General features: G+C 69.4%; 22 protein-coding genes and 1 pseudogene. 10 read left to right on the top strand and 13 right to left on the bottom strand.

What is annotated here, in order from left to right:
• Positions 1 to 41: 41 nt before the first annotated feature.
• Genes V6V47_RS14055 through V6V47_RS14070 form a run of 4 tightly spaced genes read right to left on the bottom strand, consistent with a single transcriptional unit; the run spans position 42 to position 4,383 of the window.
• Entirely contained in the window at positions 42 to 803 is a 762-nt protein-coding gene (locus V6V47_RS14055; RefSeq protein WP_334628628.1) for a protein phosphatase 2C domain-containing protein, read from the bottom strand.
• A gap of 2 nt (positions 804 to 805) precedes the next feature.
• Positions 806 to 2,653, bottom strand: coding sequence for an NAD-dependent epimerase/dehydratase family protein (locus V6V47_RS14060; RefSeq protein ID WP_334628629.1), 1,848 nt, complete (start codon positions 2,651 to 2,653; stop codon positions 806 to 808).
• 8 nt (positions 2,654 to 2,661) lie between these two features.
• On the bottom strand, positions 2,662 to 3,336 hold the full coding sequence (locus tag V6V47_RS14065; RefSeq protein WP_334628630.1) for a PIG-L deacetylase family protein: 675 nt from the start codon (positions 3,334 to 3,336) through the stop codon (positions 2,662 to 2,664).
• A gap of 60 nt (positions 3,337 to 3,396) precedes the next feature.
• Positions 3,397 to 4,383, bottom strand: a complete 987-nt coding sequence (locus V6V47_RS14070; RefSeq protein WP_334628631.1) for a methionyl-tRNA formyltransferase — start codon at positions 4,381 to 4,383, stop codon at positions 3,397 to 3,399.
• 321 nt (positions 4,384 to 4,704) lie between these two features.
• Between V6V47_RS14070 and V6V47_RS14075 the strand changes: the two genes are divergently transcribed.
• The 5 genes from V6V47_RS14075 to V6V47_RS14095 all read left to right on the top strand — a co-directional run bounded on the left by V6V47_RS14075 (position 4,705) and on the right by V6V47_RS14095 (position 8,608).
• On the top strand, positions 4,705 to 4,977 hold the full coding sequence (locus tag V6V47_RS14075; RefSeq protein WP_334628632.1) for a hypothetical protein: 273 nt from the start codon (positions 4,705 to 4,707) through the stop codon (positions 4,975 to 4,977).
• A 33-nt stretch (positions 4,978 to 5,010) separates the two neighbouring features.
• Entirely contained in the window at positions 5,011 to 6,006 is a 996-nt protein-coding gene (locus V6V47_RS14080; protein WP_334628633.1) for an NAD-dependent epimerase/dehydratase family protein, read from the top strand.
• An 11-nt stretch (positions 6,007 to 6,017) separates the two neighbouring features.
• Positions 6,018 to 7,253 carry a DegT/DnrJ/EryC1/StrS family aminotransferase gene (locus V6V47_RS14085; protein ID WP_334628634.1) on the top strand — a complete coding sequence of 412 codons (1,236 nt, stop codon included), beginning with the start codon at positions 6,018 to 6,020 and terminating at the stop codon, positions 7,251 to 7,253.
• Positions 7,254 to 7,321: 68 nt separating this feature from the next.
• Positions 7,322 to 7,714 (top strand): NUDIX hydrolase, encoded by a 393-nt coding sequence (locus V6V47_RS14090; RefSeq protein ID WP_334628635.1) that lies wholly within the window; start codon positions 7,322 to 7,324, stop codon positions 7,712 to 7,714.
• A 219-nt stretch (positions 7,715 to 7,933) separates the two neighbouring features.
• Positions 7,934 to 8,608: a response regulator transcription factor gene (locus tag V6V47_RS14095; RefSeq protein WP_334628636.1), complete on the top strand. Its 675-nt coding sequence runs from the start codon at positions 7,934 to 7,936 to the stop codon at positions 8,606 to 8,608.
• A gap of 160 nt (positions 8,609 to 8,768) precedes the next feature.
• Here the strand turns inward: V6V47_RS14095 and V6V47_RS14100 are convergent.
• The 5 genes and pseudogenes from V6V47_RS14100 to V6V47_RS14120 form a co-directional block, all read right to left on the bottom strand.
• Positions 8,769 to 9,012: pseudogene (locus V6V47_RS14100) on the bottom strand (IS701 family transposase); the annotation flags it as partial.
• 20 nt (positions 9,013 to 9,032) lie between these two features.
• Positions 9,033 to 10,211 carry an acyl-CoA dehydrogenase family protein gene (locus tag V6V47_RS14105; RefSeq protein WP_334628637.1) on the bottom strand — a complete coding sequence of 393 codons (1,179 nt, stop codon included), beginning with the start codon at positions 10,209 to 10,211 and terminating at the stop codon, positions 9,033 to 9,035.
• The gene (locus V6V47_RS14110) at positions 10,208 to 10,882 is read right to left on the bottom strand and encodes an acyl-CoA dehydrogenase family protein (RefSeq protein WP_334628638.1); all 675 of its coding nucleotides are present in this window, start codon (positions 10,880 to 10,882) and stop codon (positions 10,208 to 10,210) included. Before V6V47_RS14110 ends, V6V47_RS14105 begins: the two co-directional genes overlap by 4 nt.
• 14 nt (positions 10,883 to 10,896) lie before the next feature.
• Positions 10,897 to 12,051, bottom strand: coding sequence for a UDP-galactopyranose mutase (gene glf / locus V6V47_RS14115; protein ID WP_334628639.1), 1,155 nt, complete (start codon positions 12,049 to 12,051; stop codon positions 10,897 to 10,899).
• The gene (locus V6V47_RS14120; protein WP_334628640.1) at positions 12,051 to 13,682 is read right to left on the bottom strand and encodes a condensation domain-containing protein; all 1,632 of its coding nucleotides are present in this window, start codon (positions 13,680 to 13,682) and stop codon (positions 12,051 to 12,053) included. The genes glf and V6V47_RS14120 overlap by 1 nt, the downstream gene beginning before the upstream one ends.
• Before the next feature lie 404 nt (positions 13,683 to 14,086).
• On the opposite strand from V6V47_RS14120, the gene V6V47_RS14125 reads away from it, so the two are divergent.
• Together V6V47_RS14125 and V6V47_RS14130 are read left to right on the top strand one after the other, a co-directional pair.
• Positions 14,087 to 14,785, top strand: coding sequence for a sugar phosphate nucleotidyltransferase (locus V6V47_RS14125; RefSeq protein WP_334628641.1), 699 nt, complete (start codon positions 14,087 to 14,089; stop codon positions 14,783 to 14,785).
• A gap of 51 nt (positions 14,786 to 14,836) precedes the next feature.
• Positions 14,837 to 16,249, top strand: coding sequence for an amidase family protein (locus V6V47_RS14130; protein WP_334628642.1), 1,413 nt, complete (start codon positions 14,837 to 14,839; stop codon positions 16,247 to 16,249).
• A gap of 402 nt (positions 16,250 to 16,651) precedes the next feature.
• Here the strand turns inward: V6V47_RS14130 and V6V47_RS14135 are convergent, their stop codons facing one another.
• Together V6V47_RS14135 and V6V47_RS14140 are read right to left on the bottom strand one after the other, a co-directional pair.
• Complete coding sequence (locus V6V47_RS14135; protein ID WP_334628643.1) at positions 16,652 to 17,866, bottom strand: cytochrome P450; 1,215 nt, start codon at positions 17,864 to 17,866, stop codon at positions 16,652 to 16,654.
• Complete coding sequence (locus V6V47_RS14140) at positions 17,863 to 18,855, bottom strand: NAD-dependent epimerase/dehydratase family protein (RefSeq protein ID WP_334628644.1); 993 nt, start codon at positions 18,853 to 18,855, stop codon at positions 17,863 to 17,865. The genes V6V47_RS14135 and V6V47_RS14140 overlap by 4 nt, the downstream gene beginning before the upstream one ends.
• A 375-nt stretch (positions 18,856 to 19,230) precedes the next feature.
• Here V6V47_RS14140 and V6V47_RS14145 point away from each other — a divergent pair, with 375 nt between their 5' ends.
• Both V6V47_RS14145 and V6V47_RS14150 read left to right on the top strand, forming a co-directional pair.
• Complete coding sequence (locus tag V6V47_RS14145; protein WP_334628645.1) at positions 19,231 to 20,166, top strand: 3-oxoacyl-[acyl-carrier-protein] synthase III C-terminal domain-containing protein; 936 nt, start codon at positions 19,231 to 19,233, stop codon at positions 20,164 to 20,166.
• Between the two features lie 38 nt (positions 20,167 to 20,204).
• Complete coding sequence (locus V6V47_RS14150; RefSeq protein WP_334628646.1) at positions 20,205 to 21,104, top strand: hypothetical protein; 900 nt, start codon at positions 20,205 to 20,207, stop codon at positions 21,102 to 21,104.
• A gap of 389 nt (positions 21,105 to 21,493) precedes the next feature.
• Here V6V47_RS14150 and V6V47_RS14155 read toward each other — a convergent pair whose 3' ends face one another.
• A complete protein-coding gene (locus V6V47_RS14155; RefSeq protein WP_334628647.1) occupies positions 21,494 to 23,281 on the bottom strand; it encodes a hypothetical protein in 1,788 nt (595 codons plus the stop codon).
• A 764-nt stretch (positions 23,282 to 24,045) separates the two neighbouring features.
• On the opposite strand from V6V47_RS14155, the gene V6V47_RS14160 reads away from it, so the two are divergent.
• The gene (locus V6V47_RS14160; RefSeq protein ID WP_334628648.1) at positions 24,046 to 25,038 is read left to right on the top strand and encodes a hypothetical protein; all 993 of its coding nucleotides are present in this window, start codon (positions 24,046 to 24,048) and stop codon (positions 25,036 to 25,038) included.
• Positions 25,039 to 25,215: 177 nt separating this feature from the next.
• Here the strand turns inward: V6V47_RS14160 and V6V47_RS14165 are convergent, their stop codons facing one another.
• Positions 25,216 to 25,863: a TetR/AcrR family transcriptional regulator gene (locus V6V47_RS14165; protein ID WP_334628649.1), complete on the bottom strand. Its 648-nt coding sequence runs from the start codon at positions 25,861 to 25,863 to the stop codon at positions 25,216 to 25,218.
• Positions 25,864 to 25,876 lie beyond the last annotated feature (13 nt).

The following is a 25,876-nucleotide window of genomic DNA, read 5'->3' on the forward strand; positions in this document are numbered from 1 at the left end:
GCCAATCGGTCAGGCCCGTCAATCCCTTGGAGGATCGCCGATCACGCGGTAATGCGGCAGAGCACCGCCGTGGCGTCGTCGTGCGCCTTGCCCGGAAAACGGCCCGGTGGCGTCCGGCGCTCGAACGCCCTCGTCTCGGCGATCAGGCCGGTCGGGCCGCGCGCCGCCAGCAGTTCCAGAAGCGCCGGCCACTCCCAGCCGTACCGCTCCACCAGTCGCGCGGCGCCGTCCGTGAGCAGCGCGGCGCGGCTGAACCGGGCCAGCGGCAGCACGCCGGTCACGGCGTGACGGGCGGCCTCCGGCCGGCTCCCAGCCACCCAGAACCCGCCTGGCACGTTGCGCACGTAGCGCACCTGCGCCCACGGGCGGTCGTCGAAGCGCCGAATTCGGTCGTCGCTGACCACCACCTGGCCCTCGCGCTGCCCGTCCTCGGCCACGAACGCCGCGTCACCCAGGACCAGGTACTCCAGATCCTCGGGCGTCGTGCGAAGCATCGCCACAGTCCCGGACGGGCTGCACAGGTTGGTCAGGTCGCAGGTGTGCGCGTGCGCGCCGGCGACCGTGTCCAGCGCCCGGTACAGCACCTCGGTCAGGGGTGACGCACGGGCGGTGTCGCCGGTGAGCAACCGTGCCAGCTCACCGGCGAGCGACACGGCGAACCACCGCACGCCGTGCACGCACCCCGGGTCGGTGTCGGGCTCGGCGGTCGCCCCGTCGACCACGACCGCGAAGTCAGGGCCCGCCACCAGCGCGTCCTCGTTCACCCCCACGCCGCCGGGGCTTGTCGCACAGACGACCTCCATTGTCAGTCCACCTCGTACGCCAACCACTGCGACACGGTCCGGATGCCTTCCGCGAGCGGCATGACCGGGGTCCAGCCGAGCCCTGACCTGGCTGCGTACGGCGTCAGCTCCCGCCCTGCCGGCCAACCGCCCGGGGCGTCCGGTGTCGTCTCGACCGGCACCGGCTTCACCACCCGCGTCACGACTTCGGCCAACTCGGCTGCGGTGACGTACTCCTCGCCGCAGATGTCCCAGGTCCGACCCGGTGAAGCGGTGACGAGTGCCCGGTTCACCGCCTCGCCGATGTCCCACACGTGGGTGAACCGCAGCCGGTCCTGCCCCGCCGGGACGACGAGCGGCCGCTTGACGAGGGAGCGCGCCACAAGGTCGTTCAGCGGGGTCGAGTCGACCTCGGGGCCGTACGGCACGCCGAGCCGCAGCGTGGTCGTCGCCGGCTCGTCCGCGGTGGTCGGTGCCGGACAGGGCGCACCCGGCGGGTCGAGGTGGACGAGGTGCGCGACGCCGGCGGACCGCGCGAGCGCCCCCAGCCCGGCAAGCGCGTGGTCCGTCGCGCCGGAGCCGACGTACACGACCGCGTCCGCACCACGCAGAACCAGGTCCAGCTCCCCACCCAGCGGCCCGGCGCCGTCGAGGTCCGCCATCTCGGTGTGGTACCCGCGGTCGGCCAGGTCGGCTGCCACATAGCGGCCCAGCGCCTGACCCTTCGCGGCGATGATGACGACCCGGCGGCGCGTAGCGGTCGCGGCGGCCGGTGTCGCCCGCCCGCTGTCGACCGCGCCCGCGACGAGGCCGGCCCGCGCGACCGAGTTGAGATGGTCGCCGAGCGCCACCAACCGCCGCGCCGGGAGGCTCATGCAGATCCCGCCCTGTCCCATCGCTGTCAGCGCCACGTCCACCAACGGGTCGGCCGACCACGCGGCCAGCGCGTCGGCCGGGTCGGGGAAGCGCTCCGGGCGGCGCCCGACCCAACCTGTCAGGTACGCGGCCCGCCACAGCGACTCCACCACCGGTGGAGAGAGCTCGCCGAGCCCGCGCACCGCCTCGGGCAGCCGCGCCATAGCCGACCGGAACGCGTCGTTGCAGGCCTCGATGTCGATGCCGAGCCGGCGGGCGCTCCGTTCGAACCCGAACGTCCGCCACCGGCCGCCTGGGCTGTCGCGGAACGCGCAGTGCGCCATGCCGAACTTGAAGAACGGCACGACGTCCGGCTCCAGCACCAGCCGAGGGCTCCAGTCGGCGTCTGCCGCGAGCGGGGCGAAGCAGGCGGACCGGCGCGACCCGTGCTGATCGTTGTCCGCCAAGCTGGGCAGGTCGCCGTGCTCCACCAGGTTCGGCACGGTGAGGTACGTGGTTACGCCGACGGATCTGAGGTACCGCGCCAGCACGACGTCGGCAGGCCACCCGTCGCCGTGCCTGGCGACGTACGCCGCGAAGCCGGCCGCGACCGCCGCGGGCAGCATGAGTCCTACCGCAGGCGTGTACTCCTGCGTCGCGACAGCCCAGCGGGCGCCGGCGAGCACGCCGAGACGCGCCGCTCCGCCGTTGCGTGAGCTCCAGTTGCTGTGAAAGGCGATCGCCGCGTGCGGCATGGCGGCGGCGGCCCGTTCAGCGTGCTCGACGAATCCCGGCACCGGCTCCGCGTCGTCCTCCAACACCACGTGGTGCGTGGCTGTCGCCGGAATCGACGACCAGGCCAGCGTCGCCGTCCGGAGGGTGGTCGGCGGCCCGTCCGGCACCGGGTCGAGCACGAGGTCGAACAAGCCCGGTCGGAGGGACCGGATCAGTGCGCGGCCAGGCACGGCCCGGTTGGGATGCGCCATGACCACACCGCTCAGCTGGACGTCACCCATCGAATCCCTCAATCGCAGAGCTGTCGGACGAGCAGGAACGGTTCCGCGCACTCCCACCCCACCCAGGTGCCCCAGGTCTCGGCGTTCGCCCGGATCGCACGTGAGGAGCGCGGGTGCGGCCAGGCGCGGGTCTCTGTCGTGTAGTAGGCGAAGGCACGCACCTTGTCCTCGATGGTGTCGGTGATGTTCGAGAACCAGTTCGGCCGGAAGGACGCCTCGTGCGGGGACGTCCACTCGACAGCCGACGTGGTCGCGTAGCTGAGCACCCGGCGCACCGGGCAACCGACCCGCGGCCGGGTCGCCACCATCACGGACTGGAACACCATGCGGTGGTCCAAGTTGACGTCCGGATAGACGGTGTAGACGGTGTCCGGACGAAACTCCTCGACCGCCTCCTCGACCACCCGGTTGACCTCGACGTGCGGAACAGCGTCCAGGCGCATGTTGGGCAGCTCGCGCTGGATGCAGTGGACCACCCCGAGGGTTCGGGCGGCCGACTCCGCCTCCTTCTGCTTCAGTTCGAGGATCTCGCGGTTGCCCGGATATTGCCCGGTGCTGCCATCGGAGACCCACAGGACGGCGACCTCGGCACCCTCGTACTGGGCATGCTTGGCGATCGTGCCCCCCATCCCCAGGATCTCGTCGTCCGGATGCGCGGCGACCACCAGTATTCGGCCGGACATACCTCTCCTCCTCGTGCTTCGGGCAGCGGCTGCTCGCCGGATCGGGCCCACCCCGGGAGCTCAGGCCGCCCCCACCACCTTGGCCAGACCGGCGAGATCGTCGTCGACGACCCGCATTGCCAGGGCCCCGTCGCCGACGGCCAGGTGCAGCCACCTGCCGTCCGTGCCGAGGATCTCTCCGGGCCGCGCCGCCCGGCTGGCCGGCAGATCGCGGCAAGCGTCCACGCGCAGAATCTGACCTGCGGTCTCGACAAAGGCGTGAGGGTACGGTCCGGACAGCGCGCGAACGAACGCCGTGACCACGCGGCGAGGCGCGGCGACGTCGATCTGGCTCTCGGCCGGTGTGCGCTTGGGCCAGGTCGTGGCGAGCCTCTCGTCCTGTGGATGGCCGACGACGCGCCGCGCCGCCATCAGGCCGGCAAGCTGCCTGCCGGCGTGGTAGTGAGCGTCGGCGAGCCGCAGGAAGAGCGACGCCGCGGTCTCCGTATCACGGACATCGAGGTGCTGCTGCGCGACGACGGAACCGGAATCCACAGTGTTTTCGAGGAAGAACGTCGTCAGGGCCGTCCGCCGCAAACCCTTGATGATGGTCCACGGTATCGGCGCGCGCCCCCGGCCCTCCGGCAGCAGGGACGGGTGCATTCCGACGGCACCGAAACGAGGGGTGTTCCGCGGCTCGCCCTCGGCGCCCCAGAGCGACCGAGGAAGGTCGAGCACCGGCGCCGCGACGATCCGCGACCAACCGACGACGAGGATGAAATGCGGCGCCAGCTCCCGCATCCAGTCGACGAGGCCGATCAGGGAGCCGTCGACCGTGTGCCGCAGCTCGACGCCGTGCCACGCAGCGACGTCCTCCATGCCGTCGTATCCGACGGTCGCGTGCCGCCGGCCGACGCCGAGCTGCACGGCCCCGGACCATGCCAGGTCGCCGGCCAGATACGCCGAGGAGGTCACGATGCCTTCCACCGCACGACGGCCGAACGCGTGCCCGGTGACGAAGACGAACCTGGTCGGCGCCGCGGAGTCGGGCGATCCGGTGCCGCTCATCGGCCTCCCATCGCAATCCCCAATCCGGTCGCACGGATCGACGCGGCTTCGTCAACCGCGACGCAGTGGCCTGGCACCCTGCGGACAGCCGGGAGCCGCGACTGCGAAGCTACGCGACTGGCCGGAATCCCCTCAACGTGATAGATGCGGCATACCCGATGGACTAGCGGGTTCGAGAAAACGACCGCCCGATCGAGTGCTCGGCGACACCTTGTCCGCGGCCACGGGGTACGGGAGCGTGGCGCCATGACCGTGGAGCGCGGGCGGTCGCGCCAGCACTGATGCCGGGCCACCGACCATCCACGCAGAAGGGACCAGCGCATGAGCGACGAGTTGTTCAGAGTCGTTCCGCTGCCGCCCGTACGACCCTCGGACCCGATCGGGGTGCTGCGCTCGGGAGCCCATGGCCCCACCGCCTCGCCCGTGCTGTTTCTCAACCACGGCAGTCCCGCCGAGGTCCTGGTCCACGACGGTGTGCCGCACCGCGTACGGGCCCGTGGCACGGTCGAGGATCTGCTCCGCCCGCAGCGGCTGTTCAGCGAGAAGCCGACCGCTGCCGCCGGACCTGCGATCCGGGCCGGCGCCCAGGCGTAGACCCACCGATCACGTGTCAAGCAGGAGGAACCAATGAATCGCGGAAAGATACTGGTCACCGGTGGGCGCGGCTACCTGGGTTCGGTCCTCGTCGAGGCGTTGGCCCAGAGCGGCGCCGAGGTCGTCGCGCTGGACCGGGTGCCCTGGGAGGACACGCACCCACCCACGCGCGGCGTCCAGCAGATCGAGGCCGACATCACCGATCCCGGCGACTGGCAGGGCGTCCTCGCCGGCGTGTCAGCCGTGGTGCATCTCGCCGCCGTCGTCGGCGATCCAGCGTGCGGCGTGGACCCGGACCGGACGTGGGATACGAACTACCTGGGCACCATCCGAGTGGCGGAAGCGTGCCGACGGCAGGGTGTTCGCCGGCTGCTCCTGGCCTCGACGTGCAGCACCTACGGGTACACCGGAGACGAGGAGGTCGACGTGTGGTCGCCGCTTCGGCCGCAGTCGCTGTACGCCGAGACCAAGGTGCTCGCCGAGCACTACCTGCTGTCGCCGCACGACGCCGGCCCCACCCCGTGCATCCTGCGCTTCGCCACGCTCTACGGCCTGTCGCCCCGGATGCGTTTCGACCTGTCGGTCAACATCATGACGGCCAACGCGGTAGCCGACGGCCGGATCGTCGTATATGGCGGGCGTCAGCGGCGCCCGATCCTGCACGTTCGCGATGCCGCCGCTGCCATCGAGCGCGCGCTCGCCACACCGTCCTGGCCGGGTCCGCTGGTGCACAACGTGGGCAGCCAGCGCGACAACCACCGGATATCGTCGATCGCACAGATCATCGCGCAGGAGGTTCCGGGTACGATGATCGATGTCCAGGAAGAGGTCGTCGACACGCGTGACTACCGCGTGAGCTTCGGCGCCTACGCCCGTGCCTTCCGTTTCGCACCGGCCCGCGGCCTGGTGGACGGTGTTCGGCAGATCAGAGATGCCATCCGCGCCGGGCACTATGCTGATTTCCGTGCCGCGCGCTACAGCAATTACCTGACCGCGATGCAGGCTGTCCAACCCAACCCGGCATCGTGAAGCGGCAGAGCATGATTGGCATCCCGGCCCTTCTCGGCAACCCGCCGGCGTTCTCCGAAACCGTCCCGGTCGCTCGGCCGACCATGCCCAGCGGCCCTGATGTGCTCGAGCGCATCGGGGCGACCCTGCGGTCCGGCCAGGTCACGAACGGCGCTCAGGTACGGGCCTTCGAGGAGGAGACGGCCGAATTTCTGAACGTCCCCCACGTGGTGGCCGTCAGTAGCTGCACCACCGGACTACTCCTGCTCCTGCGCTGCCTCGGGCTGCGCGGCAAGGTGGTGGTCCCCAGCTTCACCTTCATGGCCACAGGGCACGCGGTGGTGTGGAACGGCATGGAGCTCGTCTTCGCCGACAGCGACCCGCTCACGTGCACGCTCGACCCGGAATCAGTCGCCGCCGTCGCACCGGGCGCGGCCGCCATCCTGGCCGTGCACACGTTCGGTGCGCCCTGCGACACCGAACGGCTGCAGGCGGTCGCCAACGACAGTGGGAGCGTCCTGCTCTTCGACGCCGCCCACGGGTTCGGCGGTCGCTACCCGGACGGCACCATGATTGGCTCGAAAGGGCTCGCCGAGGTGTTCAGCCTCAGCCCGACGAAGACCCTCTCGGCTGGTGAGGGAGGTCTGATCAGCACCGGTGACGCGAGCCTCGCCCGAGACCTGCGCACCGCCCGGGTCTACGGAAACGCGGGTGGCTACGACGCGACGATGGTAGGGCTGAGTGGCCGCCTGCCGGAGATGGCTGCGATCCTCGGCCGAGCCGCCCTCCCCATGCTGCCGTCCTGGCTTTCCCGGCGTCGCGAGCTGGCAGCGCGATACCAGAGAAACCTCTCCGGCATACCCGGCCTCGGCTTCCAGAGCATCATGACCGGCGCCGAAAGCTCGGTGAAGGATTTCACCGTGCGGGTCGACCCCGAGTTCGGGCTCGAGCGCGACGAGCTCGCGACCGCTCTGGCTGCGGAGAACGTCGAGACTCGGCCGTACTTCGACCCGCCTCTGCACCGCCAGGCCGTTTACCGGAACGTACCGGTGGTCACCTCGCTGGCCGGCACCGACCGACTCTCCGCGACCAGCTTGACGCTGCCGATGCACTCACTCATGCAATCCTCGCTGGTCGATCGGATCTGTGCGGTGATACACGACATCCACCGGCACGCCGAACGGATCGCAGGCGTCCTGCGGGCGGCCGACCCGGCTCCGCAGCCGGTAACCGCTGTCTCGTCGCCCGAGAGAACAGGTATCGCGTGAACGACTATCTCAAAGAGCTGCGTCACCTCGTTGGAAGCCGTCCGCTGATCCTGCCTGGATCATCCGTTGTGGTCGTCAGCGACAACGGCCACCTACTCCTGATCGAGCGGGCGGACACCGGCGACTGGGGCCTGCCCGGCGGTTTCATGGAGCCGGGCGAGTCGTTCGAGGACGCCGCGCGGCGCGAGGTCCGTGAGGAGGTCGGCATCGAGCTCGACGGGCTCGACTTCCTCGGCGTCTTCTCCGGCCCGCAGTACTTCTACCGCTACCCCAACGGCGACGAGGTGTTCAACGTGACCGCCGCATACGTGGGCCGGGTGACCGTCCCGTCGACGCGGACACTGGACGCGACCGAGGTACGCAGTGCCCGGTTCTTCCCGCCGCATCGCCTGCCGCCGGACATCCTCCTGCCGGAACAGCCGATCGTGGCCGCGTACCTGAACCGGCACGGCGAGGTGTAGGGCCAGCACTACTCGGCATCACCTGACGACTCTGCCGAGGCCCAGGGTCACTACCGTGCGACCCGCCGTAGGTTCAGTCCACATTGGAGTGACAGCGCTGCCCTCTCGCCGCCCTGACCACCGCGAACGCGGCCTTTGTGCATTTATGCGGGCCAAATCTGTTGCGTAAAGTAACTTTACAGTGATAGAAAGTGAGGAATTATCACGGGGGAGGAACGATTGGACAACAACCGTGCCCAACAGAGTCCAGACGAGAACGACGCCGCGCTCGACATCGCTCTATGTGTGGAGGGCGAAGTACTGAGCAAGGGACTCGAAGTCCTGCTGAGCCATGTCCGAAACGTCGGCCACGTCTACCGCCTGGTCGACTCCGAGGACCTGGGCCCGCTGCTCGCCTCCCACCCGTGCGACGTGGTGATCGTTTCGGTTGAGCAGTGGTCTGCGCTCGACGAAAAGCCGACGATCGCCGGCGGCGACCTACCCCGCATCCTCGTCGCCGGCGACGAGGCGCGGATCCGGAAGGCGTTCAAGTCGGCCAGCGCAACCGCCGACGGCTTCGTCTACATCACCGACCTGTCCGCCGAGTCCCTGAACGACAGCCTCTCGCGGACCGTGTCGGGCATGATGCCCATGCCGCCGTCGCTGGCGCGCCAACTGCTCACCGGCGCGCGGCGGATCGGACACGGCCGTGAGTCGCGCCCAGTGTCGCTGACCTTTCGCGAGTCGGAGGCGCTGGTGCTGCTCGCAGACGGGTTGAGTAACAAGCAGATCGCGCGGGCACTGAGCATCTCCACCCATGGTGCGAAGCGTCTCGTGGGTGCGGTGCTGCTCAAACTGGGTGCTCCGAACCGGACCGCCGCAGTGGTGACGGCGATGAAGAGCGGCCTCGTCTAGTAGCGCTTCGTCAGGTTCAGTGGTTTTTGTTACGGTGTGACGGTTTCACGGGTTGGTGGCGTGTGTTGCAGCGCCGATCCAGGCCGCGAGGAGCCGTTGCAGCTCGTGGATGACCTTGTAGAGGGTCAGGCTGGCACAGCCACTCATGGGTCCAGGCGTAGTCGCTGATGAACAGGTGCGCGGCGGTGACCCAGGTGACGTGGCGGTGCCAGCCGGTCCATGAGCGGCCTTCGAAGTGGCCCAGGCCGAGGCCGGTCCTCAGCTCGCGGTAGCCGTGTTCGATCCGCCGGCGGGTCTTGCCGCAGCGGACCAGCTCGGCGTGGCTGGTGGGTCGCGGGCAGGCTGGACAGCCAGCCCGCGCCGATCCGCCATCGGCTGCGTCGACTTGCGCCGCCCGTCCAGCAGCAGCCCTCGCAACATCAAACTACCCAGACCGCTGCGAGGGCTCGGCCCCGGCACCGCGACGGATCAGTTCCTTGAAGACGCCCAGCCGCTGGATCGTGCTGGTGCCTTCCATGTACTCCACCGCCCGGGCGTCGCGGGCCAGCTTGTCGAGCAGAGGATGGTCCAGCCGCGCACCCGGGCCCAGCATCTCGAGCGCCTCGACGGTCACCCGCTCGGCCAGACGGGCCGCGCTCACCTTCGCCGCCGAAGCCAGATGACCGTCGTCGGCGTTGTGGTCGACCGCCACCGCGCTGCGCAGCGTCAGCTGGCGGACCGCCTCGATGTCGCGCGCCATAACCGCGAGCCGGTCCCGCACAGCGCCCCCGGACGCCTGTCGCTGCCGCAGCAGGTACTCGTACGTGGCGCGGGCCACACCCACTCCCATGATGGCGACCACCGGACGCAGCAGATTGAAGGTGCGCAGCCAGCCCAGCGCACCCCGCCGTGTAGCCGGAAGGTGGCGGCCCAGGACCCGTTCGTCGGAGACCGCGACCCCGGTCAGCCGGATCGCCGCGAGCTGGGCACCCCGCACACCCAGGGTGGGGATCGGCTCGGCCGCGTAACCCGGCGCGTCCCGCTCCACCAGCACAGCGCCGAGCCCGAGGGGCCCCCGGCCGGTCCGGGCGAACACCACCCCCAGGTCGGCACGGGCAGCGTTGCCCACGTATCGCTTGTGCCCGTGCAGCAGCGCGGGCCCGTCCCCGGCCGGGCGCTCCAGCCGGGTCTGCAGGTGACTGGCGTCGGAGCCGCGCTCCGGTTCGGTGAGTGCGAAGAACGTCCAGGTCGGCCGGTCGAGCAGCCGTCCGAAGAACCATTCCTTCTGCTCCGGGCTCCCCATCGCGTCCACCACGACGCCGCTCATCGGCGCACCGGGCGAGGCGAGCAGGATGCCGAGGTCGCCGACCGCGACCTCCTCGAGGAAGACGATCCGCTCCAGGGCACTGGTCAGGTAGAACCGCTCCCCGGACACCACCAGTGGACGTGGGTTGTACTCGGCCGGGATCTGCAGCCCGCCCAGCCGCGAGAGCACCGCGAGGCGGGTCAGGGATGAGATCGCATCAGGGTCACGGTCCACCGCTAAGGCGTACGGACGGATCTCGTCGGCCCAGTCACGCGCCTCAGCCTGGAGTAGCCGGAGCCGCCGATCCAGTTCGATCACGCGGGGACCTCCTCACCGCGGGGAAGGCCGTAGGTGTCTGCCAGCAACTCCGACACGTGGCCCGTGGCGGCGGGCCCGTCGGCCTCGTAGCCATAGGCCCCGAACAGATGCAGCAGCTTGCGGTCGACCCATGTGATCCGGCGGTGCAGATCCGCTGCAGCTGTGGCGCCGAGGCGGCCCTGGGCCGTGTCGAGCACGCAGCCCAGCTCGAGGTGTTCCACGGCCAGGTCGGCGATGGAGACCTGCAGCGCTTGGTGGTGCAGCAGGGGCACGCCGCCGCTGCTGCGCCGGCCGAGATGGGCGACCGCCTGGTCCAGCAGGCGGTAGGTGAGGCCGAGCCGCAGCCCCGCGATCGCGGCGGTCCACGGATGCCACTCGGCGGCGGCCGTGGGCGGCTCCGACCGCACGCGCAGCGCGACCAAGCCGGCGACCGGTACGGGGAGCACGCGTTCGCGGGCCCGGTCACGGGGCAGGCGTGTCCCGCCGACGTGCAGCCCTACGGCGGTGCGGGCAAGCTCCGGGCACACCAGGGCCTGACCGCCTGGACCGACCACCATGACGTCGGAGCCGGCCAGCGCGTGCAGACGGGTGAGCGCCCCCTGCCAGCCCTGCTCCCGAGCCAATCCTTGCAACAGGTGCCACGGCTGCGTCGCGTCAACCCCCCTGGTCACGACCCACCCGGTCGTCATGGCCGGCGCCGGGCGCGCCGCGCGGTGAGCAACGGGCCGATCCTGTCGAACATGGCCAGCGCGGATGCGATGGCCATGTGCATGTCGAGGTACTGGTAGGTGCCGAGCCGCCCCCCGAAGAACACCGCGTCCTCCTCCCGCGCGCGTTTGCGGTAACGCAGCAGCCGCGCACGGTCCTGCGCGGTGTTGACCGGGTAGTACTGCTCGTCGTCGCGCGTCGCGAACCGGGAGTACTCCCGCACGATCACGGTGCGGTCGCGGGGATAGTGGCGGCGCTGCGGATAGAAGTGGCGGAACTCGTGGATCCGGGTGAAGGGCACGTCCGGATCGGAATAGTTCATCTGTGGCGTGCCCTGGAAGTCACCGATCGGCAGCACCTCCCGCTCGAATCGCAGCGTGCGCCAGGCCAGCGGACCCTCGACATAGTCGTAATAGCGGTCGATGGGACCGGTGTACACGATCGGTACCTTGCCGGCGAAGTCCGCTCGGACGTCGAAGAAGTCAACGTCGAGGCATACCTGGATGCGCGGATGGTCGGCCATCCGTTCGAGCCATGGCGTGTACCCGTCCACCGGCATTCCCTCGTACACGTCGTCGAAGTACCGGTCGTTGAACGTGTAGCGGACCGGAAGGCGGGTGATGATGTCGGCGGGGAGGCGCCGCGGGTCCGTCTCCCACTGTTTCGCGGTGTAACCCCGGATGAACGCCTCGTAGAGGGGCCGCCCGATCAGCGACAAGGCCTTGTCCTCGAGGTTCTGCGGGTCCGTCACGTCCTGTGCCTGGTCGGCGATCAGTCGACGGGCCTCCTGCGGCGACATCGACCGGCCGAAGAACTGGCAGATGGTGCCGAGGTTGATGGGCATCGGGTAGACGCGTCCGCCGGTGAGCGCGAACACCCGGTGCCGATAATCGGTAAAGGAGGTGAACCTGTTGACGTAGGCCCACACCCGCTCGTTGGAGGTGTGGAAGACATGGGTGCCGTAGCGATGCACCTCGATGCCCGACTCGGGATCGATCTCGCTGTAGGCGTTGCCGCCTATGTGCCCTCGCCGTTCGAGGAGCAGGACGTTCAGCCCCAACTTGGTCGCGCAGCGTTCCGCGATGGTGAGACCGAACAGCCCCGATCCCACCACCACGAGATCAGCGGTCATCAGCCGCGTCCCGCCCCGCTGGCCAGCTGCCGTTGGGCGCGCCACGCCTGCGGGTCGTCGCGGTCGCGCGGCGCGTCGGCGCAGATCACGTATGTGTGCGGGGTCATGGTGCCCGACAGCGCGGGCAGCGCCGCGACACAGGCCCGGTGGACCGACTCCGCTGTGAGCGTGCCGGTCCGGTCCGCCACGAAGCCCACCAGTTGTGTTCCGCGCGTCTCATCCTCGACCGCCGCGACCAGGCAGTCGTCGCCGACGACGCTGCCGAGCAGCCGGCGCACCACGCCGAGCTCCACCCAGCCGGAGTCCACGAAATGCCAGCCGTCACCCCGCTCGGGCGGGCTGACCCCGGTCACCGCCGCCACCTCGTCGAACCCGACGTCGCCACCGCCGGCGGCGATCAGCAGCCTCTCGACGGCTTCGGCCATCGTCACCAGGTCCGCGCAGCTGAAGCACCGCGGGTCCGCCCACAGCGCCGCAGCGAGTTCGCCGTCGACGGCCAGCAGGTCGTAGGAGAACCGCGAGACAGCGGGCTCATCGGCCAGCCAGAGCATCCCGGCGCCTAGGCGGACCTGCTTACGCGACGGATCATCGTGCGGGCCCAGCTCTTCGATCAGGCCGTACCTGATCGCGGTCAACTGGTCCCGCTCCTCTGCCAGTACGCCGTCCAGGGCGCTCATGTCGTTGAACACGAACTCGCGCGCGTGCGCCCGCACACCCCGCTCGAGGGCGATGTCGTCGTAGAGGCCCCACAGCTCAGCGGTGTCGAACCAGCCGTGCCAGTACGCCCGGATCGCATCGCGGGCGACCAGCCGCGCCGCAGCGTCGAATGTTTTCACGGTGCCCAGATCGAAGCAGGCGAAGGCATCCGAGGCCAGCTGGCCCACGTACCGCTGCATTCCGGGCAGGAAGCGGTTCGCGGTGGGTGAGGTGACAGGGCAGCGTCGCTGCCCGGCGTAGTGGGCGACAACCATGGACACCGCGGTGAGGACGACAGTGCGCCTGCCGGCCCCGATCCGGCGGGACGCCGCCTGGAGCGCGTCGGCGGCCGACGCAGACCGGACCAGCAGACCCCGGTGGAACGGCCGGTCGACGGCCACGCCGGGCTCGAACAGCGAGTGGGCCGTACCGCGCAACTGCGACCGCCAGTAGCTCAGGCTGCTGCGCTGCCGGCGGCGCATCGCCGGTGAATCCTCCAACGCCAGCAGATCCACCGGCTGCGGTCCCGGCGGCGGCAGGTCCCGCCCGGCCAGCAGTGACTCCAGCTCCGCCAATATGATCATCAGTGCGGCCATGTCCGCGGCCACGTGGGAGACCGCCACGACCACGTGCGAGACGACGGCGCCGACAGACACCGCCGCCACCCGGAACGGCGCCTTGGTGTCCAGGTCCCTCCAGGCGCCGCCGCGCACGTCGTCGCGTACCCGCGCCAGCGCCTGGTCACTCAGTGGCACCTCGCTGTCGTAGACCGCGATGTCGAGATGACCGCCGCCGTTGACGACCTGGACCGGCCGCGCGCCCAGGCGGTACGAGGTGCGCAGCGAGTCGTGCCGGGCCATGAGCTGCGCCGTCGCCGCACACAGACCGGCCAGATCGGTGCCGTCAGGCGCGGGAAGCGTCGCGCTCAGCGTCACGGGGACACCATCGAGCATCACCCTGAGCAGGTTCGCCTGGCCCCGCGTCAGATCGTGGATACCCCTGTCCCGGCCGGTGAAGGGCACGGCGACGTGTCGGGCCTGAAGCATGCGCCCATTCCTCCCACGTGGTCGATGACGGTCGCAACGCCGGCGGCGGCGGCGCATCCGAGGTCAGGCGGCAGCGCTGGAGTGGGTATCGCCGCGGACTCCGAGCCTTTGCCATTCAATCGGCCCGAGCCAGGCGAGCCAACGCCTCCGTCGGACCATGCCCATTTGGGGGTCCGTCGGCGCGCGCTCGTTCGGTGCTTCCCAAGCCCCCTCCCCCTCGGCGAATACTCCCCATGCACCACCGCCGTCGGGACCACCGCGGCGCCGCCGGAGCAAACGCCAGGGAGGACCTCGTGCATGCCATCGTCATGGTGGGAGGCAAGGGAACCCGGCTGCTGCCGCACACGCGGAACACGCCCAAGGCGCTGCTCGGCGTCGGTGGTCGGTCAATACTCGAAATCCTCGTCGACAGGCTGCGCCAGGCCGGCACTGATCGCATCACGATGTGCGTGTCGCATCTGGCCGACGCCATCCGCCAGCGGTTCGGTGATGGCTGCCAGTTCGGGGTGGCGTTGGACTACGCCTTCGACCGGGAGCCGATGGGCACGGCGGGACCCCTGCTGCTGGTCGAGGACTGGCACGAAGCCGCGGTGATCGTCAACGGCGACGTGCTCAGCACCATCGACTTCGCCCAGCTGCATCGGGCGCACTGCGCCGGCCGCGATGTGCTCACTGTCGCCACGCACACCCACCGGGTGCCCATCGAGCTCGGCGTGTTGGACATCGCGGACGGGCAGGTCGTCGGAGTACGCGAGAAGCCGGAGCTCACGCTGGACGTGGCGGCGGGGATCTACGTCGCCGACCCCGCGGTGCGCGAGCACATCCCCGCCGACCGGACCACCGACATGCCTGCGCTCATCACGACGCTGACCCGCCTGGGCGCTTCCGTCGGCGCGTACCGCTTCTCCGATGAGTGGCACGACATCGGCACGCCGCAGAAATACGCCCTGGTGCAGCAGAGGGCGCTGGAAGACCCCGTCTTCGGTGCCTGAGCGGCGAGCGCGGGTCGGGCAGCGGCGGCGCGACCCGGAAGGGACATAGCGGTGGACGAGTTGTGCTGGTGGTCGGCCGGCAGGGTGGCAGCCGCCGTGGCGGCGCGCACGCTGTCCGCCCGCGAGTACCTCGATGTGCTGCTGGCACGCATCGAGCGCTACAACGCGCCGCTGGGACTGGTCACCACGCTCGACGAGCGGGCGTACGAATGGGCCAGGAGGGCCGACGAGGCGGTGGTCCGGGGCGACCGGCTGGGACCGCTGCACGGTGTCGCCATGACGGTCAAGGACAGCCTGGCCACCGGAGGGCTGCGCACCACCGGCGGCGTACCGGTGCTGAGCGGCTTCGTCCCGCGCGAGGACGGCGCCGCGGTCGCAGGCCTGCGCCGGGCAGGTGCCATCGTCTTCGGCAAGACGAACCTCGCGGCCGCGTCGGCCGACATCCAGTCCTACAACGACGTCTTCGGCACCGCACGCAATCCCTGGCATCCCGACCACAGCACCAGCGGCTCCTCCGGCGGCGGCGCCGGTGCGGTGGCCAGCGGCTTCACCCCGGTTGAGCTCGGCTCCGACGTCGCAGGCTCGATCCGGCTGCCCGCCTCGGCCTGCGGCGTGTTCGGGCACAAACCGAGCTTCGGGATCGTGCCGATGCACGGGCACATCCCGCCCATGCCCTTCAAGCAGACCACTGTCGACCTCGCGGTGACAGGCCCCCTGGCGCGTACGGTCGACGACTTGGAGACCGTCCTGAGGGCAACGGTCGGGCCGCATCCCTGGGATCAGCCGGCATGGCAGGTGAGCCTGCCGCCGGCCCAACCGGTACGGCGGATCGCCGCCTGGGTGGACGACCCCTACTGTCCAGTCGACGCCGAGGTCGCCGTCGCGCTGCAGACGGCGGTCGACGCGTTCTGCCGCGCCGGGATCGCGGTGGAACCCGCCCGTCCGCCGGGCGTACGACTGGCCGAGAGCGATCAGGTGTTCCGGCAGCTGCTGGCGGGTTTCGCCGCGTCCACCGGCCCCGCGGGCGGCAACGCGGCGCGGCTGGGCGGCGAGCTGGCCGACCGGCCGCTGAATGACTGGTTCCACGCCGACGCCCAGCGGCAGCGATTGCGGCAGCACTGGCGGCAGTTCTTCAGCCGATACGACGCGATCCTGCTGCCGGTCGCGCCCAATCTGGCGATCCGGCACGATCACCGGCCGATCGCCGCGCGCCAGATCACCGTCGACGCGCAGGAGCGCCCCTACTGGCAGCAAACCGTGTGGGCAGGCCTGACCGGAGTGGTCTACCTGCCCTCGACCGTGGTCCCGGTGCGGCTCGACACGCGTGGCCTGCCGGTGGGGGTGGCGATCGCCGGCCCCTATCTGGGCGATCTGACGACGCTCGCCGCGGCGCGCCTGCTCGCCGAGCATCTGGACCCGATAGGCACCCCACCGCTGGATCGTCTCCTGAGCTCCGATGCCTGACCTTCTCGCCCCCTGGCACCCCGTTCGGCCGCGGCATAGGTCGGGGCGTCAATCGGGGGCGAACGCGTGCGTCACCGATCCGAGGTCCATCGCCGGCACGTGTTCCCGCCCGGCCCAAACGAGCACGACCATCGCCCGCCGTAGTCGGAGCGGTGGGCCGGTTCCCCGCCGGGTGACTCTGGGCAGCCGGTGACCGCCCTGGTCACCGAGCCGCCGCAGACGTACAGGATCCGCCACCGCCTGACCGTCATGACGCCAATCGGCCGACAAGGCAACCCGGCGTGTCAACCAACACCGTGAACGTTCGTGGTCACGGCACCAGCCAGACCTGAAACCGCGCACCATCCTGACCCGGCGGCCAGAGGTGGTGCCGCGCTGCGGAAGGCACCCGACGCATCACCGTCAGTAGGTGACCGGGAGCGCGTTCGGCAACTGGACGACGTAGGAGGACCGGCGCCAGGTCACCTCGTCCGCGGGCACGGCCAGGGCCAGGTCCGGCAGGCGGGTCGTCACCTGCTCGATGACGACGGCCAGCTCGATGCGGGTGAGTTCCGCGCCGGGACAGAAATGACGCCCGCGGCCAAAGGCGAGGTGTCGCTGGTCGGCTCGCCCGAAGTCGAGCTCGTCCGGGTGAGGGAAGCGTGCGGGGTCCAGCCCGGCCGCGGCGATGGAGAGCAGTACGGTGTCCGACCGCGCGATCGGTGTCCCCGCCACGGTCATGTCCTCGGTGGCGAATCGACGGGCGGTGTGCAGCGCGCCGCAGCTGCGCAGCAGCTCCTCCACGGCACTCGGGACCAGGGACGGATCGGTGCGCAGGGCGGCGAACAGCTCCGGTCTGCGCAGCAGCTCCAGCAGACTGGCGCCGATCATGCCGATGGACGTGTCGTACGCGCCCAGCAGCAGCGCGAAGGCGAGCCCCACGAGCTCGTGGTCGTCGAGGTGGGCGCCGTGGTCGTCGCGGGAGTGGACCCATTCGGAGATGGCGTCGTCCTGCGGGTCCTGCCGTCGCCGGGCAACCAGGTCGCCCAGGTATGCCAGCAGCTCCTGCCCGGCCGCCCGCCTGCCGCCGGGCATACTCCCGGACGGATCGATGTCAATAATCACATTGGTCCAGTGCTGGAACCGGGCACGGTCGGTCTGCGGGATCCCGAGCATGTCGCAGATGACGACCATCGGGTACGGCACCGCCAGCGCCGTCATCAGGTCGACCGCGCCCGAGGCGCCCAGCGGTTCCAGGACACTCGCCGCGGCCTGTTCCAGCCGCGGTCGTAGTGCCCTGACCCGCTTGAAAGCCAGGGTCCGGTTCAGGAAAGTCCGCAGCCGGGCGTGCTCGGGTCCGTCCAGGCTGGCCACCGTACGGGTGGTGAACTGCGGCGGCATTGGCATCGCCTGGCTGCGGGCGACCTGGGCACGGGTGCCCGCCCGCGTGATGTTGCGGGCCAGGCGAGGGTCGGCCAATAGCTGCTCGACCTCGTCGTATCCGGTAACCAGCCATGCCGGCAACCCGTCAGGCGTCCGGATCCGATGCGCGGAGCGCCCGCTGGAGTGCAGTTGCGCGTACCTGCGGTGGGGGCAGCCGTCGTCGAACGGCCGCTGCTGCTCGGATCCCTGGCTCATCGACGTATCCCTTGTGTGGAGAGCGTCCGGTCGTCCGACGCGCGCAGGTCTTGCGGGGTGGAGCGCAGCCACTCGACCACCGAGTCGACGCCTTCGTCGATGCGGATGGAGGGCCGCCAGCTGAGCTGCGTGCGGCTGCGGGAGATGTCGAGCCGGATCTGCCGCACCTCGCCCCTCAGGGGCGGGCCGAACTCTGGTTCGAGGCGGGCACCGGTCCGCTCGGACAGCAGGTGGTGCAGTTCCAGCAGCGAGGTCTCGATGCCCGTGCCGATGTTGAAAACGCCGGTGCCGCTGCGGGCGGCCGCCGCGAACGCCTCCGCCACGTCGGAGACGTGGACGTAGTCGCGCGTGGTCGTGCCGTCGCCGTTGATCCGGCACGGCAGGCCCTGCAGCAGGCGGTTCACGAAGGTCGCCACCACGCCACCCTCGCTGTTCGGCTGCTGCCGCGGCCCGTACACATTGCCCAGCGCCAGCACGGCGTAGTCCACGCCGTACTCGGTGTGGTAGAGCCTGAGGTACTCGGCCGCGACGGACTTCGTCACGCCGTAGAACGACAGAGGGGCGTGCGCGTGGTCCTCGGTCACCGGAAGCCGCTCGGCCTCGACCTGGCCGTAGATCGTGCCGCCGCTAGACGCGAAAACGATCTTGTGGCAGCCGGCCAGGCGAGCCGCCTCCAGCATGTTGACCAGGCCGAGTACGTTCGCCCGGGCGTCGAGCATCGGGTCATGCATCGAGACCTGAACGGTCGACTGGGCTGCCAGCAGGAACATGACGTCGGGGCGCACCTGGCCCACCAGGTGGGCTGCTTGCGGCCCGACGATGTCGGCCTCAGCGATCGTGAGCTTGCCGGTCACGGGCATACCCTCAAGGTTCTCGGCACGTCCGGTGGAGAAGTCGTCGACCACGACCACCTGGTGGCCGCGCTCGAGCAGCAGCGAAGTCAGGTGCGATCCGATAAAGCCTGCTCCACCTGTCACGATGGTCTTCATGGCCGGATGAACGACTCCTTCCGCCGACCCGGGTGCGCGATGGCGTCCGGCCAGGCGTGGGCTGTGGTGCGCGGACGGGTCAAGTCTCACCGCGTGGCCCGGGGTTGTCGCGCCCTCCATCGGGCATAACCGGCTGGGCCCACACCGATCGGGCGCCAACCGGGCAGGCCGGGACCAGCGGGGGCCGCGGTGCCTTTCGGGCACGCCCATGCGATCAGGTCGGCCGGGCGGGCAGGCGGGACTCCTGCTCCCGAACCCGGCCGGGCACATTGGTCGCGGCGGGGCGCGACCCCGGTACGGGTCGATTCCGCCGACTCCGCCGGGCACGGGCGAGGACTCGACGTGACGACAGCGTGCACCCGCCCTGGAGGGAAAGTGACTTCGATCGCGGCGATTGCCGGCTTCCACCCGGCCCAACGCGTGTCGATCTCCGACTACCTGTGCCGGCACGGAGTCGACGAGGCCGAGATCAAGGTCTACGAGCGTTTTTACGGATTCTCGGAGATACGCATCGCCGAAGGCATGGGGCTCGCCGACCAGATGCTCGTGTCGGCCGCCAGGCTGGCGGACCTGCCGCGGCTGCGGCATCGGATTCGCTATGTGATCCAGGCCCGGACCATGCCCATCGCCTCGCCCTACCCGACAAACCCGCTGCACACCGTGCGGTCTGGGTTGGGTCTGGAGCACGCGACGGCGTTCTGCCTCAACCAGCAGGCGTGCGCGTCCGGTCTGCTGGCCGTCGAAGTCGCCGGACGGCTGCTGGAGCGCGACGGTGACCCGCAGGCACTGGCCTTGATCTTCGTCGGCGAGAAGATGTTCACCTCCTCCGCGCAGGTGCTGTCGTTCACCGCCGTGATGGGGGAAAGCACAGCGGCGGTGCTCGTCGCACCCGGCGAGGGTCCGGACACCGTGCTGAGCTACGCCTCACGGATATACGGACGCTACTATCTGGGCCCCCGGATGCCGGCAGAGCTGAACAACCAGTTCGCCGACGGGTATGCCGACGCGCTGGCCGAGGTGATCCGCGCGGCGGTCGACGGCGCCGGGCTGACCATCGACGACATCGCGCTGATCCTTCCGCACCACGTCAACCGGATGTCGTGGGTACGGGTGCTGCGCAGACTGGGCCTTCGGGGCAGAGACCGGCTTTTCCTCGACAACCTGGCGTCGACGGGTCACTGCTTCGCGGCCGATCCGTTCCTCAACCGCGAGACGGCACAGCAGCAGGGACGCCTGCGTAACGGCGACTACTACGTGATGACATCGGTCGGGCTCGGTGCGACGTTCTCGGCGATGGTGCTGGCCTGCTGACCCGAGCCGCCGTTCCGCCCCTATCGCGAAAGGTGCCCATGTACGTCACGTCCCGTTCCGCGACCTCGTCCCAGCACGCGGATCAGCCCGCTACCACCGCGCTGCGGCTGGCGCACGTCGAGCACCACGTGGTGGCAGCCGGTCGTCCGTTCGACGACTTCTCCCGCGGCTACTTCCAGGACCTCTGGCAGATGTACGACCTGCCCTGGGAAGAGGAACTCTTCACGGTCGAGCGCAACACCTTCCATGATCTGGTCGCCTCGACCAGATGGGTGGACGCGCCGTTCGAGCTGGCGATCATGGCCAGCACCACGCCCGACACCGATCCCGTCTTCCCGATGGCACACCTGGCCGAGCGCATGGGCGGGCAGGCGTTCACCTTCGCCGTGTCGGACCAGGGAACGGCCGCTCCGTTCACCGCCCTGCGCCTGGCCGCAGAATCCATCCTGCCCGGTCCGGTCCGACGGGCGCTCGTCCTGATCGTGGACCAGAAGGCGCGCCTGCACCGCAGTGCGGTGCCCGCGTCGATCACGCCGACGGTCGATGCGGTCGCCGTGCTGGTGCTCGAATCAGCACCCGGACTCGACCGCGTGCTGGTCGAGCAGGCCACGAATGTTACCGAAGGCGAGGTGGCCTCACGCGTGGCCGAGGCCGTGTCCCGAGCGGCGGCCGACGGCGGCCGTGTCGACCTGGTGGGCAGCGCGGGCTGGCTCGCCCACGGCGGCCCGGCCGCGCAGCATGCTCGCCACGCTGCCGACGGCATGCCGTGCACCGGTTTGTGGGCGGCTTTCGCGGCGAATCTTCCCAGGTGGCGTACGCAGGGTCGGACGGTCTTACTTGTGGACTACGACGAGGTGCTGCGTTACCTGAGCATCTGCCGGGTCGACGTCGCCGCCGCGACTCGGCTCGCTTCGAGCCAGCACGGCTTTGGCCGTTAGCGGCAGCACCGACTTCGACACAGGCCGGTGCCTCGGGACGTGAGGCTCGTCCTGCCTGATCGTGAGGAGAGATGAGCAGTCGCCGTGGTTCGTCCCGAACGACCTCCGGGCTTAATCACGCCGCTGCTGTCACCCCGTCCACCCCGGCGGCACCGGATCCCGGGCCGCAAGCCCCTTGATGACCGCAAGGTGCCAACCCCACCGTTCAAAGAGGTGGGAGTGCAGAATCGCGGTGACAGCTGGCCAACAGGCCGCGCCCCACACGACCCTGGACCGGACGCGGCCAGGCAGCGCGAGGAATCCGCGAAGAGTCAAGCCATGTCACCCGGCGATGGACTTTGCGTTGAGAGGATCCGGACTCCTCAGCGCAGGCGTCCGGATCCTCTGTCCTAACCGAAGGTGCCCGACGTCCAGGTGACCACCCCGTCACTGTTGCGGCGCAGCACAAGGTTGCCATCACTCTGCAGACGCAGCGTCGAAGGGCCAGCGGCCCAGGTCCCGCTCGACCAGACAGGGGTGGAGCCTGCGTGCGCGACCAAGACGAGGTTCCCGTCGGATTGATTCATCAACCGGTGACCGTTGTTGGTCCCTGCGGCCCACAGCGCGGCGCCGCCGTGCAGGCGGTTGATGACGAGGTTGCCGTCGGTCTGCATGGAGAGGGCGAACCGCAAATCGGCCGAGTAGAGCGGTGGGCTGCCGGCCCGCAGTTGCTGATCGGCGTCGAGCGTGGCTGTCCTCGACGACCAGACTGGGAAGGAGTCGCTGTTGCGGCGGAGTACGAGGTTGCCGTCGTTCTGGACCGTCAGCGTAGACGGTCCGCTCGACCAGGTGTTGGAGGACCAGACAACGGTCCCGTCCGAGCGGTACAACACGAGGTTGCCATCGGACTGGTTGATCAGCCGGTGGTCCCCGAAGGTGTTACTCGTCCACCGCACGGTCGAACCAGGGCCTCGCAACACGAGGTTGCCGTCAGGCTGCAGCGACAGGGCAAACCGGCCGTCCACGGAGTGGAGGGCCGCCACAGCGTCGGGCTGGAGCTGCTGGTTCACAGTGAGCAGGCTGTCATGCCGCAGCGCGGTGGACAGCGCGCTGTACAACGGCTCCTTCGGCTGGAACGCCCGGTTAACGACACCGAACTGGCATTCGATCTCGGTAACCGGTTCACACGCGTCCTGGAAGTTGTAGACGATGAAGGGGCCGGTGTAGCTCAACGCTCGCCACATCTGGACGGCCAACACCATATTGGCCCGCGCGTCTTGGACGTAGGGTGTGCCGTCCTGCGCGGGGAAGCCGATCTCGGTGGCCCAGATCTTCTTCGCCACATCACCATGGCGGACCATCACGGCGTGAACCCGGGCGAGTTCACCGCACGGGCTAGCCTCGCCGGGCGGGCCGAACATGTTCGACCAGGGCGTTGCGCACGTGGACTGCCCAGGCCCCGGCCATTCCGAGTACGGGTGCAGCGCGACCGCGTCGAAGTCGTCGCCGTAACCGTTGACGTACGCCCAATCCAGCCACACAGCCGACTCGTCAGGGTTGCTGCCGGCCGGCGACTCGACACCCCGGGCCGACCCGCCTGCCACGACGACACAAGTGACACAGGCACTGTGGACAGCCTTGTTGGCAATGCGAACCATTTGCCAGTACCGCGTCTTACGGTCGGATTCGTAGTTCCCGAACGAACCAACCATGTTCGGCTCGTTCCAGACCTCGTAGGCCTTCACGGTATTGCCGAACTCAGGCAGCTCGAAATGCGCTGCCGTCCGTTCGACGATTGACTTCCAGTCGTCGTCATTGGTCGGGAACCATGTCGTGACCGGCACCTTCGGCACATTGTGGTTGCCGTTGGCCCAGGGTGGTGCATAGGCCAAGATCAGCAGAACCCGCATGCCTCTGGCCTTCGCCGCCATCACCAACGGATCGATGCGGTCCCATCGCAGCACACTGCCGCGGTAGTCCTCGACATACCACCAATCCAACTCGATCCGAACGATAGGTGACTTGTTGGGAAGGAACGTCCGGATGCCGTCCATCTGCCGATCGGCTCCCCCAAGGTGACCTGAGCCGATGCCGACGTCCTGGGATGAGAACTCCGAGCCGACCACGGGTGGAGGCGGATCCGCCGCGGTTGCCAGGGCAGGCTGGGTCGGCGCGATGCCGGCCAGCACTGTCCACATTAGTAGGACATTTAAGAGTTTACCCACGCCTCGCCCCCGATGAATTCCACTGTGAAGAACAAACTGCCCCGAGCTCCGCATGGTCCCAAGGCCTCGGCCTGACAGGCCAACTTGGCGTCTCGCCCGTCCGGCTCATCGACCTCGCAGGGATCACCCGATTGCCTCCAGGTCGGCGACGGAACGCCTCAGCACTCCAGCACCAAACCGCCGCCCGCTTACGGAGGTCTCACCGTACTGCAAGGCATGGCCAAACCCTCAAGCTAAGTTCTCCAGCAGCCGTGGGGGCGGAGACGGAGACCCCTCGTCCGCGCCGACGCCACGCCCAGTCGGCTGGACGTGAGCGCTGATCTGTCGGCCACCTGCGATGTGCGCCACGAGGCAGTGCTCTGCGAGCCGCAGAGCGCCTTCGACTGAATTCGCTACACCGGCCGGAGTGGTCTTTTAGGCTGCGTAGACGGGCGATCGTTCTACGAGGGCGCCAAGGTGCGTTCACGGGTTGGTCGGGGTGCTCCTCTCGGCGGCCTTGCCCTATCACTACCTCAGTTGGCGCGGGAGCTGCCGCGATGGTGCTTGATACCCCGGTTTGTTCGCCGTCGGCGGCCGAGCCCGGCTACCGGTGAGGAGCACCGATGACACACAGGAAACAGCACCGCCCGGAGATCATCGTCGGACTGGTGGCAACCCCACCGGACCACCCCGCCCGGGTCGCCGCACGGCTCACCGCCGAGCTGGCCAGCGGGCTCGCCGAGCGAGTAGACGCGGACGTGCGGTGGACCGTGCGGGAAGGCTGGGGCGAGAGGGCGCCCCGCCGCGACGCTGGTGTTGAGGCCCTGCTCGACGATCTCGCGCATCGGCGTGCCGACGACCAATGGGACGTCGCCATCTGCCTGACCGACCTGCCGCTGCACGCCGACCGGGTGCCGTTGGTCGCGCAAACCTCCGCTCGGCGTCGAGTCGCGGTGGTGTCCCTGCCCGCGCTGGGACTGCACCAGCTGCGAAAAGCCCGCGCAGCCGTCCCGGATCTGGTGAGCCGGCTGCTGACCGACATTTCCGACCAGCGGGTGCCGCCGGCCGACCGGGCACCAGCCGGGATGGCACGCCGGATTCCCGCCGTTCACCGAGTGGTCGGCGAGGCCGACGCCGGTGAGCGGCGCTACGTTGCCTCGCGGCTGATCGGCCGGGTGCGGCTGTTGTCCGGCATGGTCCGCGCCAACCGCCCTGGGCGTACCCTGCTCGGCCTGTCCAAGCTGCTGGTCGGCGCGTTCGGCACGGCCGCATTCGCGCTTACCACGGACACCATCTGGCAGATGGGCGATGCGCTCGGCGGACTCCGGCTCGCCGTGATCATGCTGCTCGGACTCACCGCATTGGTGGCCTGGCTGATCGTCGCGCACGGCCTGTGGGAGAAGCCAGACCGAGAGACACCGACCGAGCTAGCACGGCTGTTCAACCTGGGCACGGTCCTCACCCTCACTCTGGCCACGGCAGTGTCCTACGTGGTGTTGTTCGTTGGAACGGCGCTCGTCGGAGCGCTGCTGATCGCCCCATCCGTGCTGGAACAGACCTTGCAGCGGCCAGTCAACGTCACCGACTATCTGACGCTCGCCTGGATCACCAGCTCGCTGGCCACCGTCGGGGGCGCGATCGGCTCCGGGCTGGAAAACGAGGAGACAGTGCGGGCCGCCGCTTACGGCTACCATCCCGAACCTGACGGCTGGCGGGACGAGAAGGACGGGCAGTCCCACAGCGGGAGGTAGGTGGGCACACGCCGAGTCGCGATCGGACCGGCGAAGCATCGGGCTTGCCGTGATCTGACGTCGGGCGCGCCCTGCGCTGGTCTGCCTGGCGCCGCACCCACCACGCCCGCGCACGGCAAGCCCACCAGTGACGACTCCGACTACCAGTCGTCCAGGTCGCGAAGTGTCACTGGAGTACTAGCCCACCTGGCTGGGTCTGGATACCGACGCCGGGGGTGCCAACCGCGCCACGGGCGGAAGCGGTGAGACATCCGGGGAGGCTTGGAATGCCGAGATGGCGAGCGCGGCGAAGCGCCGGGAGGCGGTGACCTGGGTAGTCGGCGAAGTCGCGTGAATACCGCTGTTGGCCATGAGCACGAGGATGACGTCATCCAGGACAAAGTCGGTGCGCAGGCGGCCCGCTTCCTTGGCGCGGCGGGCCAGTTCGCCGATTGCTCTGAGCGCGTATTCACGGCGCGCGTCGAAATCAACCGCATTGGGAAAGGTCGAAATAAGGGCTGCGGTAAAGCCTCGGTCGCGTGCGTGCAGTTCACACATTTTTTCGATCACGAGACAGAAACCGCGCCATGGATCCAGATCGGCAAGGCCCTCGTCGACAACAGCGCGACACGCGTACATCTGTTCTGCGAATGCCTCGGTGACCAGCATCTCCTTGGTCGGAAATCGGCGGTACAGGGTGGCTGGCGCAACCCCGGCGCGACGGGCAACCTCCCGCATCGGCACGTCCAGACCGTCAACGGCGAAGACCGCGCGGGCGGCCTCGAGGATGCGCTCGCGGTTGTCCAGGGCGTCGGAGCGAAGAGCGTGAGGCAAACGATCGGTCACGACTCTCACTTTA

It is taken from the genome of Micromonospora sp. CPCC 205539 (assembly GCF_036906815.1).
Lineage (GTDB): Bacteria > Actinomycetota > Actinomycetes > Mycobacteriales > Micromonosporaceae > Micromonospora.